Annotated in this window: 10 protein-coding genes; 5 read left to right on the top strand and 5 right to left on the bottom strand. The window is 47.8% G+C overall.

Going from position 1 to position 15,338, the window contains the following annotated elements:
* The first annotated feature begins 45 nt into the window (after positions 1 to 45).
* Complete coding sequence (aspA, locus tag PQG66_RS16495; protein WP_272038844.1) at positions 46 to 1,479, top strand: aspartate ammonia-lyase; 1,434 nt, start codon at positions 46 to 48, stop codon at positions 1,477 to 1,479.
* Between the two features lie 128 nt (positions 1,480 to 1,607).
* Here aspA and rpoN read toward each other — a convergent pair whose 3' ends face one another.
* On the bottom strand, positions 1,608 to 2,906 hold the full coding sequence (rpoN, locus tag PQG66_RS16490; protein WP_272038843.1) for an RNA polymerase factor sigma-54: 1,299 nt from the start codon (positions 2,904 to 2,906) through the stop codon (positions 1,608 to 1,610).
* A gap of 157 nt (positions 2,907 to 3,063) precedes the next feature.
* Positions 3,064 to 4,611, bottom strand: coding sequence for an L-glutamate gamma-semialdehyde dehydrogenase (pruA, locus tag PQG66_RS16485; RefSeq protein WP_272038842.1), 1,548 nt, complete (start codon positions 4,609 to 4,611; stop codon positions 3,064 to 3,066).
* A gap of 404 nt (positions 4,612 to 5,015) precedes the next feature.
* On the opposite strand from pruA, the gene PQG66_RS16480 reads away from it, so the two are divergent.
* The gene (locus tag PQG66_RS16480; protein ID WP_272038841.1) at positions 5,016 to 5,939 is read left to right on the top strand and encodes a proline dehydrogenase family protein; all 924 of its coding nucleotides are present in this window, start codon (positions 5,016 to 5,018) and stop codon (positions 5,937 to 5,939) included.
* Positions 5,940 to 6,751: 812 nt separating this feature from the next.
* Entirely contained in the window at positions 6,752 to 8,269 is a 1,518-nt protein-coding gene (locus PQG66_RS16475) for a sigma-54 interaction domain-containing protein (protein WP_272038840.1), read from the top strand.
* Positions 8,270 to 8,505: 236 nt separating this feature from the next.
* Here the strand turns inward: PQG66_RS16475 and PQG66_RS16470 are convergent, their stop codons facing one another.
* Complete coding sequence (locus tag PQG66_RS16470; protein ID WP_272038839.1) at positions 8,506 to 10,584, bottom strand: nSTAND1 domain-containing NTPase; 2,079 nt, start codon at positions 10,582 to 10,584, stop codon at positions 8,506 to 8,508.
* A gap of 299 nt (positions 10,585 to 10,883) precedes the next feature.
* Between PQG66_RS16470 and PQG66_RS16465 the strand changes: the two genes are divergently transcribed.
* Entirely contained in the window at positions 10,884 to 11,147 is a 264-nt protein-coding gene (locus tag PQG66_RS16465) for a hypothetical protein (RefSeq protein ID WP_272038838.1), read from the top strand.
* A 3-nt stretch (positions 11,148 to 11,150) separates the two neighbouring features.
* Here PQG66_RS16465 and PQG66_RS16460 read toward each other — a convergent pair whose 3' ends face one another.
* Positions 11,151 to 12,827: a PucR family transcriptional regulator gene (locus PQG66_RS16460; RefSeq protein WP_272038837.1), complete on the bottom strand. Its 1,677-nt coding sequence runs from the start codon at positions 12,825 to 12,827 to the stop codon at positions 11,151 to 11,153.
* Between the two features lie 189 nt (positions 12,828 to 13,016).
* Between PQG66_RS16460 and ald the strand changes: the two genes are divergently transcribed.
* On the top strand, positions 13,017 to 14,150 hold the full coding sequence (gene ald / locus PQG66_RS16455; protein ID WP_272038836.1) for an alanine dehydrogenase: 1,134 nt from the start codon (positions 13,017 to 13,019) through the stop codon (positions 14,148 to 14,150).
* Positions 14,151 to 14,343: 193 nt separating this feature from the next.
* On the opposite strand, the gene PQG66_RS16450 is transcribed toward ald, so the two are convergent.
* On the bottom strand, positions 14,344 to 15,261 hold the full coding sequence (locus PQG66_RS16450; protein WP_334220791.1) for a RecB family exonuclease: 918 nt from the start codon (positions 15,259 to 15,261) through the stop codon (positions 14,344 to 14,346).
* Between the last annotated feature and the right edge of the window lie 77 nt (positions 15,262 to 15,338).

Here is a 15,338-nt window from a genome sequence, read left to right as displayed (position 1 = left end):
TGCTGGAGCAGAAGTATTTTTATGATGCCAATGGAGGCGAACGAGATGTCTACTATGTCCACACGGACGGAAAAAGATTTTATCGGCGAAAAAGAAATCCCGGATTATGCGTACTATGGAATTCAGACGGTGCGGGCTGTAGAAAACTTTCCGATTACCGGCGTTCCGGTTCACCGCGAGCTGATTACAGCATTGGCCGCTGTTAAAAAGGCTGCTGCTATGGCAAACATGGATCTGAAAATGCTTCCATCCAAAATCGGAGAAGTGATTATCATGGCGGCGGATGAAATGATGAAAGGCCATCATCTCGATCATTTTATTGTGGACTCCATTCAGGGTGGTGCGGGCACCTCCATGAATATGAATATCAACGAAATTTTGGCTAATCGCGGACTTGAACTGTTGACCAAAAGCAAGGGAGACTACTTCCACTGTAATCCTAACAATCATGTGAACATGTCCCAGTCTACGAATGACGTTGTGCCAACAGCCCTGCGCATCGCGGCATATCGCCTATCCGAGACTCTGCTGGATACAATGAAGAAGTTGCAAGAAGCTTTTCACAAAAAAGAAATCGAGTTCAACGACGTTGTTAAAGTGGGACGTACTCATCTGCAGGATGCCGTACCGATCCGTCTAGGTCAAGAATTCGGTGCTTATGCTCGTGTCATTGGACGGGATATTGAACGTCTCGAATATGCTAACAAACGCTTGCTCAAGATCAACATGGGTGCCACAGCTGTAGGAACAGGGCTCAATGCCAAACCTGAGTACATCGTCAAGGTTACTGAGCATCTGTCCGAGGTGACGGGTCTGCCGTTGCAGACCGCGGACGATCTGGTTGACGCGACGCAGAACACGGATGCATATTTGGAACTGTCAGCAGCCCTGAAAGTATGTGCAGTCAGCCTGTCCAAAATCTGTAATGACATTCGCATGATGGCTTCTGGTCCACGTGCTGGATTGAATGAATTGCTTCTGCCAGCTCGCCAGCCTGGTTCTTCCATTATGCCGGGTAAGGTTAATCCGGTGATGGCCGAGGTGATCAATCAGGTATCCTTCCAGGTTATGGGGAACGACCATACGATCTGTATGGCCTGTGAAGCAGGTCAATTCGAGCTGAATGTTATGGGTCCAGTCATTGCCTTTAACCTGTTGCAATCACTGAAGATCATGAATAACGGTATTGATGTCTTCACCAGATATGCGGTGGAAGAGATGGAAGCTAATCGTGAGCGCTGTGAATCAATTATGAAACAGAGCTTCAGTGTCGTTACGGCCCTGAATCCTCACCTTGGCTACAACGTAGCTGCCACGATCGTAAAAGAAGCGCTAAAGACAGGCATGAGTCTGCAGGAAATCATTCTGGAGCGAGGCTTGCTGACACCGGAAGAATTGGAAGAGATTTTACATCCGGAGCAGATGACCACCCCAGGTATTGCTGGAGAACATTTCTTGCGTAACATGGAGCGTTTATAATATATATAGAGCATCATCCAAAAATGTTAAAATCCCTGTTGATCCGGACCTCCGGATTAACAGGGATTTTTGTAAATATCTAATGCAACGTTCAGTTATCATACCAACTGATATGCATACGATTCTGCTCACCGTTTTCGTTCCAGAGACGATAAAATACGCAGTTCCTCCCTATACTTCGCAATCGTTCTTCGGGATATCACAATTCCTTCATCAGCTAGAATAGCAACTAACTGGCTGTCTGAATAAGGTCTGCTCATCTGCTCCGTTCGAACAATTTCCTTCAGCCGCATTTTTACAGCCGATGCGGACGTCTGCTGTCCAGATACTGTTGAAATGCCAGAATCAAAAAAGTGCTTCAGCTCATAGATCCCATAGGGGGTGTGTATACATTTATTCTTCACGGCACGGCTGACGGTCGATTCATGCATATCGATTTTCTCGGCAATATCCGTAAGATTAAGGGGTACTATGGCAGCAGGTCCCTCACTCAAAAATTGCTTCTGCTCATCCATAACCGCCTTCAATACACGTAGTAACGTCCTGCGTCTCATCTGCACACTACGCACAATGGCCCTCGCCTCTGACGCCTGATTCAGCCAGAGCTGGCTGGGAGCCGAGCCTCTCACCCAGTTGCTACAAGCCTTATTCAAGGATATGCGTGGATTACCTGCTGCAAGCAATCCGAGCACCCTCTCCCCTTGAACGAACTCTACATAGGCATCAGGAACAATATAATAAGAGCGTTCATTACTTCCGATCGAGCGGCACGGCTTGGGGTTCAGTCGGGTAATATAGTCATATGCTGCTTGTGCTTCTCGTGAGGTTATACCTAACCTGCCTGCTGTCCGTCCGGGATGAAAAGGAACCAAAGCCTCCAGACCGGCCTGCACCATGTGTTCGGCATAACGTGCGGCAGACGCATCACGCCGAATCTGCAGCAGCAAACATTCCTGCAAACTCCGTGCGCCTACACCCGGAGGGTCAAGCGACTGCAGCAGGCTGAGCCCTATGTTTAGTTCGTCTGAAGAAACCCCTAGTTCAGACTGCACCTCTGACAGTTCTATCCTCAAATATCCATCTTCATCAACACATCCAGCCAAGTATGAAGCGACTCTCCCGGGTCCGTTCGGAACATTCATCAAGCGAATTTGCGAAGCAAGGAACTGTTCCAGCGTAGGCTCCATCCCTTTGGCCTGCAGCAAAGGATCATAGGAATCAAGCCAGCGCAAATTATTCATCCGTGCATATTTAGAAAAGTGTATTGATTGCTCTTCCAGTTCAAGCAGCGGATTATCTGCTGCGGCATCTTGTAAATAACGCGATAGCTCCTGACCGGACAAGGTTAGCAAATGAAAGGACTGCTTCATCTCCGGCGTGATGGACAGCCGGAACTGCTGTTCTTGCACTAACTGAACACCTAACATCCAATGCCCTCCTTATGTCACGCTGGACATGAATTTAATGCAGTATGCACTTTGAGTTGTCATCCGCTCACTTCTTTTTACATAAAAAGGGATTCGCAGGCATGATATCATATAAGCGAGCGCTTGTCAGCAGTATTCATCTACATCCTTGCATTTTTCAATATTTCTCCGATACGAGCTTGGCTTGAGTAAAGAGCAGCAGATAATCTCTGCCTCCTGCTTTTGAATCCGTACCTGACATATTGAATCCGCCAAAAGGATGCGTCCCCACTAAGGCCCCTGTACACTTCCGATTAAAATACAAATTGCCAACAAAATATTCACGTCTTGCTTGCTCCAGATGTGCCCGATTACGCGAGATAACGGCACCTGTCAAACCATAGTCTGTATTGTTAGCAATCTCCAGCGCATCCTGGAATGAATCAGCTTTAATAAAAGCGAGTACCGGGCCGAAGATCTCCTCCTGTGCAATTCGAGCCTGAGGGTTCACATCTGCGATAATCGTCGGTTCAATGAAATAACCTGCGTCATCCCCTGTACCTCCGCCATAAACAAGACGTCCTTCCTCTTTACCTATCTCAATATATTCTGTGATCTTTGCATATGCCTTATCGTCGATGACAGGCCCCATATAATTTCCTGCCTCTAACGGGCTGCCCATCGTCAGTTTCTGTGTACGTTCCACTACCTTTTGTAACACTTCATCATATACATCCTTATGAATAATGGCACGGGAGCAGGCAGAACATTTTTGCCCGGAGAAGCCAAAAGCGGAGGCCGTAATCGATTCAGCTGCCAGTTCCAGATCACTGTCATTGTCAACGACGATGGAATCCTTGCCACCCATCTCAGCAATCACACGTTTGATCCACTTTTGTCCCGGAGCGGTGCGCGCAGCACGTTCATTGATTCGCAAACCAACATCCCGAGAACCCGTGAAGCTAATAAAACGGGTCAGTGCATGATCCACAAGATAATCCCCTACCTCGTTACCCGGCCCCGGCAAGAAGTTAACCACACCGTTCGGTAAACCAACTTCTTGAAGCAGTTCCATGAATTTGGCCGCAATAACCGGAGTGGTACTTGCAGGTTTTAATACTACTGTATTGCCCGATACCAATGCAGCTGAAGTCATGCCTACCATAATTGCCAGCGGAAAATTCCACGGCGGGATAACCACCCCCACTCCGAGCGGAATGTACGTCAGCTCATTATCCTCACCTGCAATCCGAACAAGCGGTTGCGGTTCACTAAGACGTTGCATTTCTCTTGCATAAAACTCCATAAAGTCAATGGCTTCTGCGGTGTCTGCATCCGCTTCCGCCCATGTTTTGCCCGCCTCATAGACCATCCAGGCGGAGAACTCGTGCTTGCGGCGACGCATGATTGCAGCCGCTTTGTACAGATAACGGGCCCGTTCATTCGGGTCCGTATGTTTCCAAGTCTCGAACGTCTGAGCTGCGGTCTGGATGGCCTTCTCGGCCAGCTCCTGATTCGCTTGATGAATCGTTCCAATGACCTGATCCTTTGCAGCCGGGTTTACGGAGGTTAACGTGCGGCTGCTAGTTACTTTTTGCCCACCGATAATCATTGAATATTCTTGCCCGAGCTCAGATTCAACTTTGCGGAGTGCTTCTTCAAAGGCGTCCCGGTTCGCTTGCACCGTAAAAGCTGTAAATGGCTCGTTAACAAATGGGATATTCATCAGTAATTCCTCCTTCAAGATATAGGTCACTGGCTGGCCATATGAAGCTATGGGTGGCTCCCCGCCAGAACTCGCGCCGATTGCGCCTCACCAAAATATATGAAGCAAGAAGCATGCCAACTCCGCTTGAAAATGAAATATTTTTTCCGAAAAAGATGTATGCGTTGTATGTATGATCATTCTCACGACCACTCCGATGCCAGAATAATCTGAGAGTAGGTGTAATCTTCAGTTTTTTTGACTCTACTTTGCTAAGGGCAGATTCCATGATCTCGCTTGTGTCGATGAATCGTTCAGCAGATATAAAAAATATTAGGGATGTCCCACGTTTAAATGGCCGCTCTTGGCATGGTTTTTGCTTGATATATGAGTATACAATCATGAATGTTTAGGGAGGTACCACGATGAGTGTCGGAACGGAACTATACCGCAAAACCCTGTTAACCGTGGCTGGCAACAAAGCTGTAGAGAATCTATCTCTCAAATACGGTAAAAAGCTGGCCGGCAAATTTATTGCAGGCAGTACGCTAGAAGAGGCACTGGAGGCAATTCGGTCATTAAATAGCAAAGGGATTATGGCGACATTGGATCACTTAGGCGAGGGTATTACACACCTGCATGAAGCTGCGCTGTATAGAGATGAATATCTGAGGCTAGTTGAAGGTATAGCAGATGAAGGTGTGGACTCCAATGTCTCACTTAAACCTACACAAATGGGGCTGGCTCTCGATCCAGAAGAGAGTTATCAGAATATTCGCGCCGTCGCAGTTCGGGCTAAAGAGCGTGAATTGTTCATACGCATTGATATGGAGGATAGTCCGTTCACACAAGCAACGCTGGATATGGTGCGAAGGCTACATTCCGAAGGGCTGGATAACACCGGTACAGTATTACAGGCTTATCTTCATCGAACAGAAGAGGATACACGCGATATGATTCGGGAAGGCATTCGGCTACGCCTTGTCAAGGGAGCCTACAAAGAGCCCGCAAATATTGCTTATCAGAGCTCAGCCGAGGTTATTCACCAGTTCAAAACGATGATTCGTCATCATCTGGATCAAGGCGTGTATACAGCAGTGGCATCTCATGACGATCATATCATTAACTGGACGAAGCAATACGCCAAGGATCGGGATATCTCCCCCGAAGCCTTTGAATTCCAGATGTTATATGGTCTTCGCATGAGCGAGCAGGAACGCTTGGCACAGGAAGGTTATCGCATTCGTTGTTATGTACCGTATGGAACGATGTGGTACCCATATTATACGCGTCGTCTCGCAGAGAAACCCGCTAATCTCTGGATGGTTGTGAAAAACATGTTTCGTTAATATGCATGTCACAAAAATGGAGTTCTAGCCATGTAATCCATCCCATCTGGAGAGCATGGTTTTTTTGTTTTTAGTTTTGGTTTTGGATTTGGATTTGGTTTAGTTTGATTTGGTTTACCGTTTTTGTTCCCCATCAGTTTCTGGAGTTAGCTATGTCTAAAAGATTAGAATATCCAAAACTTGAATGTAAAAAATTTTAGACTATTCCTTGAAAAATTCACAAATTTTATCTTTTATCTCTTCGTTAATCTACCATTTTCTCAGGATAATTCGGTTAACAGATCAAGATGAATAACGTCTGTAACTCCGGAATGATCCATAAAATGGGATACATCTCGTTTACTTTTTCCACATAAACGGTCACTTACATTCATACGGACAACGATGTCAAAAAATATATACACAATCGATGGTGAACGATATAATGAATATAATTCCAATCACTTTAATACGTATTCGAGGTGATCCTGATGAGACACTTACTTCCCACTCTAAAAGAATTGATGCGAACAGATATGAAGATTTACGATGAGTTTCTCTTACGGGAACACATTCTTTCGTCTCCTTATCCCCATTCCGATGTAATGGCAGATCGGCCTTTATTTGTACGTTCCAAAGCGGGAGAGGCTTATCTCTACTCGTTCTTTAGTCAATCAAGCTTGCTTCCTGAGCAAGTCCCATCCTCAACATATTCTTCAACGTCGGTAACATCCTATAGATTTCCGTCTAATTCCTTGCTCCCTGTCCCTGTAATCCCATATAGCTTTGAACTCGCACAAACTGTTCCACTATTTACTAAATCACCTTATCTTATGGTTAGAAATGACCGTGACGAATGGACCGGTTATATATCCGCCTCTGATGTGATCCATGCCTTGGTACAAGCCCATCAGCTCATGGAGGCTTATCTGGAAACCACCCTTGAGACCGCTGGTTCTGCACTATCCATCATTAACGAGGAAGCGAAAGTGGCCTACTGGACATCTGGCGCAGAACATATCTTTTCGATTAGCAAAACCGACATTATCGGCCAGCCCGCTGAAAACTTTTTCCCGCCTGAACGCCTTCAATCACTCAAAACGTTATATACCGGCGAAACAGTCTACCGCAAGCAACATCAGCCCAGACCAGATCTGTTCGCACTCATTAATGCCCGACCTGTCAGGTTGGACGGACACATTGTCGGAGCAGTCGCTGCAGAAGTGGATATTACCACAGAAATTCGGCTGCATCAGGAACTGCTGCATATGTCCTCCAAAGTTCAGCATTTGGAAAAGGCAGTTGCACAGCTTCGTCCCGAAACCGATCCATTCGCCCGTATCAAAGGCAGCAGTCCGATTATCCGGGAATGTCTTGATACGATCCGCAAGATCAGCTCGACACCTGCTACCGTACTTATTATGGGTGAAAGCGGTACCGGAAAAGAGCTGTTTGCCAAAGCGATCCACGATCTACGCGAACCAGAGACTGCCCCTTTTATTGCGATTAACTGTGGCGCCATACCGGCATCATTATTCGAAAGTGAATTATTCGGCTACGAGAAAGGAGCCTTTTCCGGGGCTGATCCCAAGGGGAAAAAGGGGAAAATTGAACTGGCAGAAGGAGGTACTCTTTTTCTCGATGAGATTGGTGAAATGCCCTCTGAACTGCAAGTTAAGCTGCTTCGTGTTTTGCAAGAACGTAATTACTTCCCGGTTGGAGGCACCCGTACCAAACAAGCCAATTGCCGAATCATTGCCGCAACCAATCAGGATCTCCCTGCCTTGATTACCCGGAATCAATTCCGTGAAGATCTCTATTATCGGCTGAATGTGATTAATCTGATTATTCCACCACTCCGGCTGCGCAAAGAGGATATCTATGAACTCACACAGACATTCCTGCAAGAATTCTCGATGCTCTACAATCGTCATGTTGAAATCGTACCACCTGAGGTATTCAAACGATTATTCCAGTACGACTGGCCCGGTAATGTCCGCGAGCTGCGCAATGTGATTGAACGCTTGACCATACTCACGGTCGATGGTGAGATTAAACCGGAATATTTGCCTGATTCTCTTACGCTGACGCGTTCCGATGAATCGCCTGAACCCGAGATTCAACAGGTGAGTAACACCCCAAAGCACCTTGCATCCGAAAAGACGGAAGTCCATGATATGGACCCTATGCAGAGCGTTGGTTCCTCTTATCAGCAACAGGTTGATGCTTATGAGGCTCGACTTCTACTTCGATACCTGGATGCCGCAGGTGGTAATAAACGAACGTTAGCGAAGCAGCTGGGTATTTCCAGGGCCACATTATATAACCGCATGAAACGTCTTGGTTTGTAATCTCTACTTTGGACGATTGGACGATTAGACATCCTTGAAGATCCGATCATTCCCAGCTATCCATCTCTAACCACTCATATAAAGCTAAAGCTCGAAAAACCCGCAGTAACGGGCCATCTGCCGTTTACTCGGGTTTTTAGCATGGATATATTCCAAAGAAGCACCGGTCTTTCGGGTCGTTTCCAGAATCTTTCGTACTCATTCACAAAACATTACGTAGCAGAGCACCCTGCTCGTTACAATATTCTCGCTAGCCGAATCAGCGCTGTTCTGAGATGGCGATAAAAGGTGGCTCTGCTCATTGAGCATGCCTGTGCTGCGGCAGTGGGATTGCCAGCATGGGTCCAGTAAGCCGCATGTAACAACTTCTGGTCTTGAGGCGATACCCCATGCATTCTGCCTTCCAGCAGATCTAATACATATAGCTGCAGCTGAACGCCATCCTTCACACCTGTAATCCTGTCGGCATATTCCTGCAACTCCCCCGGAGACCGAAGATTTCCAAGCATTTTGCGCACTTCTTGTTCAGACCAAACTTTCTCACCCGAACTCACTGTCCCCTGCTGTATTGGATTCACTGGCAGGTCTGGATGCAGGAGCGACATCACCCAATCCCCGAATTGTCCACTGCGCAGATCCAGCTCCAGCACATCCGCCTCATCCTCGTACCGATCACATACACGGGTGGAAGTTCTCCTCATCTGAAAGCCGATACTCCGCAGAAACAGCTTCAGATGTGGGTTAGTAGCCACCAGAATAGCTCTCGCTCCATCTCCCAGCAGTGACAAACGGTCCAGTACCATATATCCAACAAGTTCCTCACGGGTATATTCAGGCACATCATCTCTTGCCGCCGCTAACAAAGCGAAGTGTGTGTCACTTTCGTCAGGGTCATTCTGCAGTTCCTCTTCAGAAAAACACTCCTTCATTTCATTGGGAAAATACTTCACCAGCAACTCACTTGTCTCTCGGTGTACCAGCACTGTAATGAACATTGCAACGACTTCTCCAAGCTGATTCCGCTTTAATACGATGCCTTCGGGATATCGAAGAGCCAACTCATCCAAAAAGGGACCATAGTTCACCGCTTGCCAAGGTTCAACGCTGTATTCACACCATTGCTCCAGCAGCTTATGCAGGGAGGGCAAATCAGCTCTGTTCATCGGTTCAAGTGGCGAGAACAACGAATCACGATCACGAGACACATCGGCGTACTTGCGGTACTGGAGCATGGATTCGTGACAGAGCAGCAGCATCTTTCTCGCAATTTGACGCCGCTCATATGCACTAGCTTGTTCATGAAGTGGCTTCAGAAGCTCCGCTATTCGTATTCGCATGGACTGCATACGGTACGGCTCACGCTGCCGAAAATCTCGCATCAAATGCAGTCTGGCTATATCGTGCAAGGCCAGGCCGTCCGGAGCGGAACGGATAAAGGACATTCGTCTCAGCATATAATACTCTTCCTGCTCAACTGCACTATCCAGTACAGCAGATAACAGCTCCTGGTTTGCTGTCTCCAGCAGGGTCAGAACCTCTACCATTGGACGCAGACGGGGAATAGTCACCTCAAGGAGCAGCCGAACACTAATCATCTGTGAGAATTCAGCCCACTTGGTATGAGGAAGATTACGCCCCTGATCAGCTGCTTCCACTGCAAGTGCCAGCCCAAGTGGATGTCCGTCTGTCATTCGGGTGATGGTCCGGGCCACACTTGGCTTCAATCGTCCAGCTGCTGTGATGTACGCTGTAATTTCTTCTGCCGTAAAATGCTGAAGTTGCATCTGCACTAACCGCCGATATAATCTCGGGTGCGTTCGCCATGCCGCCGATAGTTCTGAACGGGAAGCAAGGATGACGAGTACCCCACTTTGATGAAGTTTCGCAATAAAAACTTCCATAAACCAGCTCTCAAGTAATGCAAGTTCCTCATAATTATCGACCGCAATAACCAGGCGCTTCTCAGCAGACATGACTTTCAACAGAGATAGCGGGTGGGTTTCGCTGCGTTCAGGAACCTCTAGTTCAAGCCCCAGCGTAGATATAAAATTCTCCATAAAAACGGAAGGTGTCGTTCCGCAAGATCTCCCGTCCAGCCACAAAGCGATTGCCCCACGTTCCCGAGCGATGGACAGCATTTCTGAAAGCAACGATGATTTTCCTATTCCCCCCATACCGGTAATTGAAAATATAGTCATGGGAGCTTCGTGGTGATCAAACCATTGCTCCAGTGTCATCCGTTCTCTGGCTCGACCAACAAAACGCTTCTCGTCCCTAACAACCTTCTCCATTCGAGACTCACTACCGTTTCCCATATATGTCCTCCGTACTCGATACTGTCCTTATACGATCCATTACTTTTAACAAAAATGAGACTATATTGAGACGCGCAATCATATCTAAAATGTTAGAATTTTGATAAAAGCCATTTTATAGAAATAGATAATATCACGGCCGATTTTAACCGACCGATTCCATGTCGCTGGTTGATAACACATACTGCAATACTCCGCCGATCACCCTGAGCAAGTCTGTACACCGTTTACCAACTTGGTTTCATGCTTCCCTTTCGTATCTTACTTTCAGCCCGATAAATCAGGAAAGGCGGATTTGTATGAAAAAACATCTCGATATCTGTCATTTGAGCGGACAGCTAGGCATATCATCCAAACAGCTTCAGGATTGGCTAAACGATAATGGTTTAGCAACTACGAATCGATCAGACCAACGAGAGCGAAGGGACGAGCGTGTGGAGTCACCTTATCGTCTTGCGGCTCCTGCCTCCCTTTCCCCGGCCTTCTCTTCTCGCCCATCCATATGTTACCGGGGACGCCTCTCCAGGACAGGATTTGATCTCAATCAAAATCCATATCTCTAAATGTTACCATCCTGAGTTTAGCCCGTCCCCGCCTTCAATCATGGCCATCGCAAGCAGTGCAATCTCCAAACACACTCGTTTCTCCTGTTGCATATAATCCGGCCCCAGCAGTTCCTCCAGTTTCTCTAGGCGGTTATACAAAGTCTGCCGATGAACGAACAGCTGGGCAGCCGCATCTCTTTTGCACCCGAAATTCGCAAGATAGGCATCGAGTGTCTCTACTAACCGTAACTGGTGGTTCCGATCATACTCGACAAGGACTCCAAGATGATCTAGCACAAAGGATTGCAGGAAAGTAGGCGGCATCGTTTTTAACATTTGATATATACCCATACGATCGTAAAAATGAACATGTTTCATCGCTTTAACGGATCTCGCGACTTCAATCACTTGATACGCTTCATGAAGACTGTCATTTAGAGGGAGTAGTTGATTTCGAAGTTTGCCGAAGCCAGCATGAATCTCGACTTGTTTCAGATTGGAGCGTGCAAACCGTTTCACATCCTGAGTTACACCCTCCAGTGTCTGGATCAGTTGCTGTTGCAAGGAGCTTTGGGTCCCTTCCTTGGCACAACAAAGATAGATTAGATTGTTTTTCAGCATAATGAGACTGGTTAGATGATTTTTCTTCAAAAGTGAACGAAGCAGCACCAGAATATCCTGGTGGTTAGCCTCCATTCGTTCCCTGCCCGTCCCTTTCATTTGGTGCTCAATCTCCAATAGACCTCCCGCGAACCAGTATTGTCCCTTCACCAACAAGCGAAGCCCCATACGTGTTCGCGCCTGCTCCTCCAGCTGAATGCGACCGTTCATCAGATCCTGAATCAATTCATTCTGGTTGTGAACCATCTTCTCTTCCAGGAATTGTGATCGAAGCGTAAGTGCAGCCGCGGCTTTGGCCGTGTAGTCAAGCAGCAGCTTGATATACTCTACAGCCGCCGATGGATGCACAATCATCCCGATCGCCGAGAACACTTGCCCAAAACAAACGACAGGATAACAGAGCAGAGCCTTCTCCTCATCCATGTGAAACCACAATTCCGTATCCGAGTCGTTCAGATCCAGCTGTTCGATTTCTCTGCTATACCAGCTATAGATGGCCTGTTCCATCTCCGGAGCCAGTTCAGGCACAAAACTGCCTGCCTCCATGGATGAAATATACACAACCGGCTTCGCAGCATAGGTATGCAGCAACTCCAGCACCGCAGAAATATCTGTGCGTTGCAGCGTACGCTGCTGAAGTTCACGAGAATAGGTCTCCAGGCTCTTCAAGAGCTGGTGTTGGTGGTTAATAAGTAGAGAGTGGATATCTTGCGTAATTTCAACAAAACGCACAGGTTTTTTGAATACGATGAGCGGAAACTGATGCTGGTTCGCCAGTTCCATCAACGATTCGGGGATTTCATGAATGCTGGTTCCTAACTCGACACATAATCCAGCCGCTTCACGATCAATCAGTTGCATCAGATAAACTTCGCGCCCTTCTTCCGACTGAAGCCATAACCCGGTGGATAAAATAAGATCATGTGGACTTACATAAGGAGACACATTGGTAATTTCCAGCACATGAACCCACCCCACCTGACGCTCTAACCCTTCTTGCCCTGCGGCAAGTCTTGCTTGACCAAATACCGGACGTTTCAGAATATCTCTGACAGTAAATACACGGTCGTTTCGCAAAGTTATTCCCTCTTAGTGTCATTTTTTCTTACATTATAATCTAAGGACATATGTCCTGAATAGTATCATTTGACATAATGTTGTGTTATCATCCTAAAAAATAGACATCATGTATGGTGCAAAACCATGTATGGGGTCATAAACTTGTAGTATAATCTAACAACCATTAAATGGACGAGGTGCATGGCGATGAGAATCGGGATTCCGAAAGAGATCAAAAACAATGAAAATCGTGTAGCGATGACGCCTGCGGGGGCGGCTGATTTCGTGAAAGCCGGGCATCAAGTCTTCATCGAACAAGCTGCCGGAATGGGTAGCGGATTCATGGACCTGGAATATGAAGAGGCTGGCGCTACTATTGTGGAAAATGCATCTCAGGTATGGCAACAGGCTGAGCTCATTCTTAAAGTAAAAGAACCTCTTGCCAGTGAATATGATTATTTTCGCCCTGGCCTGATTCTGTTCACCTATCTGCACCTCGCCGCAGAACCGGAACTTGCTAAAGCACTGGTTGAAAAGCAGGTAACTGCCCTTGCCTATGAAACCCTCGAAGTCGGCGGTTCTCTCCCGTTGCTCACTCCGATGAGTGAAGTTGCCGGACGGATGGCTGCGCAGATTGGTGCGCAGCTTCTGGAGAAAACAGAGGGCGGCAAAGGCATTCTGTTATCCGGTGTGCCTGGCGTAAGCCGCGGCAAGGTCGTCATTATTGGCGGCGGGACGGTAGGTACCAATGCTGCCAAAATTGCACTTGGCCTTGGGGCGGATGTGACCATTTTGGATCTGAATCTGAATCGGCTGCGGCAGCTGGAAGATACTTTCGGCAATCAGATCCAGACACTGGCATCCAGCCCTTCCAATATTGCGTCCGCTGTCGCTACGGCGGACTTGTTGATCTGTGCGGTGCTGATCCCGGGCGCCAAAGCGCCAACGCTTGTCAGCGAGCAGGTTGTGAAGACCATGACACCCGGGTCGGTCATTGTGGATGTGGCCATTGATCAGGGCGGGATCGTGGAGACCATTGATCATATCACCACCCACGATGAACCCACCTATGTGAAACATGGTGTCGTGCATTACGCGGTGGCGAACATGCCTGGCGCCGTACCGCGCACGTCCACGGTGGCGCTGACCAACGCCACCATGCCTTATGCGATGCAACTGGCGAACCACGGTGCAGCCGCCGCGATTCGCGGCAGTTCGTCCATTCGCAGCGCAGTGAATGCGCTGAATGGACATATCACGTACGAGGCGGTTGCCCGCGACCTCGGGCACGCCTATGTACCTGCGGGACAGGCGCTGGAAGATAACGCCGCCGTCCAGTAAATCTTTCGGCCGTTCCACCTGGACCCACCGTGTCCAGCCTGTGGAACGCACAGAAGCGCAGTGCTCCACGGAGGATTCCTCCGGGCACAGCGCTTCTTTTTTTTGCATACATCTTCTGCTTTGCTTTTTTGCATCCTCAATTTACTGTCTCGGGTCATCTCCACGATCACTTTACACACTAAACCACGTCATACTAGACCACCCGTTCACTACATACCTCACGAAAGTTGCAATCCCGGCATGCGCGGTGCGAAGGCATCGGCGTGAAATAGGATATGTCCTTAGGACGGTTGTAATACTCATCTGCCACACAGGAGCGCATCTCCTCGATGTAACGGCCGACGTTCTCCTCTACTTTACGAATGTCCTCTTCAGTTGCGGTAAACTCTTTGTGTTTGCCAGTTAACAGGTACTCCACCCGAATCTCGATCTGCTCCAGTGGAACCTGGTAATGTTCTCTTACATAGGCAGCGTACAAGATCAACTGATCGGAGAAATCATCCTCCTTGCCCGTCTTCCAGTCCACAATGACAATGTTGCCGTTACTCCGTCTGTATAGCAAGTCCATCTTCACATACACACGCGTATCATGCAGCACCATCGTATCCCATTTCTCGATTTCCAGAATTGTTGTACTCGCACGGGACAGATCTTCCCATGTGAGTGTCTGATAGAGATTACCTACACAAGCTCCTGCACGTTCTTTAATGATTGCGATCCGGTCGTTCAGCGTATCATCGCCATAATATATTTCGGATAGCATCGTATAATTCTTCGGATGAAGACGCCACTGCTCGGGGTTCATCGACTCCTTGTAAGCCTGGTTCAGCAGATCACGTATCGTTTTCTCCAAGAAAGCTTCACGCGGCTTAGGTTTGCCATCCTCCCTGCTTCGCACGGCCGACTCACACATCCGGTGTGCCAGATCACCAAATACCAGATACAGATTGCTGAGCTGCTTGAGACGATAGAGCCTGACCTGCATCTCGTCCGCTGATTCTGTTTTCCAGCCATTGTGGGCACCATAGTAATGATAATAATATTTGCGCAGGCACTCATCGAACATACTCGCCCGCGACTGCGAATAAGACCACTGCGGGTATTGTGCCATATAAAAATCTGCCTTTCTGTATACCGGATCTATGGTTGCCCGTGCTGTATCTTGTTTCGCATTAGGCGAGAAGATCC

The organism is Paenibacillus sp. JJ-100, from assembly GCF_948329825.1.
Taxonomy (GTDB): Bacteria; Bacillota; Bacilli; order Paenibacillales; family Paenibacillaceae; genus Paenibacillus.
The sequence above is the reverse complement of the archived record's forward strand: the minus strand, read 5'-3'. Positions and strand labels throughout refer to the sequence as shown.

What these genes read in the sequence shown, in the direction of transcription:
- PQG66_RS16465 (WP_272038838.1), top strand. Translation starts at nt 10,884, where the DNA reads ATGAAAAAACATCTCGATATCTGTCATTTGAGCGGACAGCTAGGCATA.
- rpoN (WP_272038843.1), bottom strand. Translation starts at nt 2,906, where the DNA reads ATGTTAGGTGTTCAGTTAGTGCAAGAACAGCAGTTCCGGCTGTCCATC.
- ald (WP_272038836.1), top strand. Translation starts at nt 13,017, where the DNA reads ATGAGAATCGGGATTCCGAAAGAGATCAAAAACAATGAAAATCGTGTA.
- PQG66_RS16450 (WP_334220791.1), bottom strand. Translation starts at nt 15,261, where the DNA reads ATGGCACAATACCCGCAGTGGTCTTATTCGCAGTCGCGGGCGAGTATG.
- PQG66_RS16480 (WP_272038841.1), top strand. Translation starts at nt 5,016, where the DNA reads ATGAGTGTCGGAACGGAACTATACCGCAAAACCCTGTTAACCGTGGCT.
- aspA (WP_272038844.1), top strand. Translation starts at nt 46, where the DNA reads ATGTCTACTATGTCCACACGGACGGAAAAAGATTTTATCGGCGAAAAA.
- PQG66_RS16470 (WP_272038839.1), bottom strand. Translation starts at nt 10,584, where the DNA reads ATGGGAAACGGTAGTGAGTCTCGAATGGAGAAGGTTGTTAGGGACGAG.
- PQG66_RS16475 (WP_272038840.1), top strand. Translation starts at nt 6,752, where the DNA reads ATGGTTAGAAATGACCGTGACGAATGGACCGGTTATATATCCGCCTCT.
- pruA (WP_272038842.1), bottom strand. Translation starts at nt 4,611, where the DNA reads ATGAATATCCCATTTGTTAACGAGCCATTTACAGCTTTTACGGTGCAA.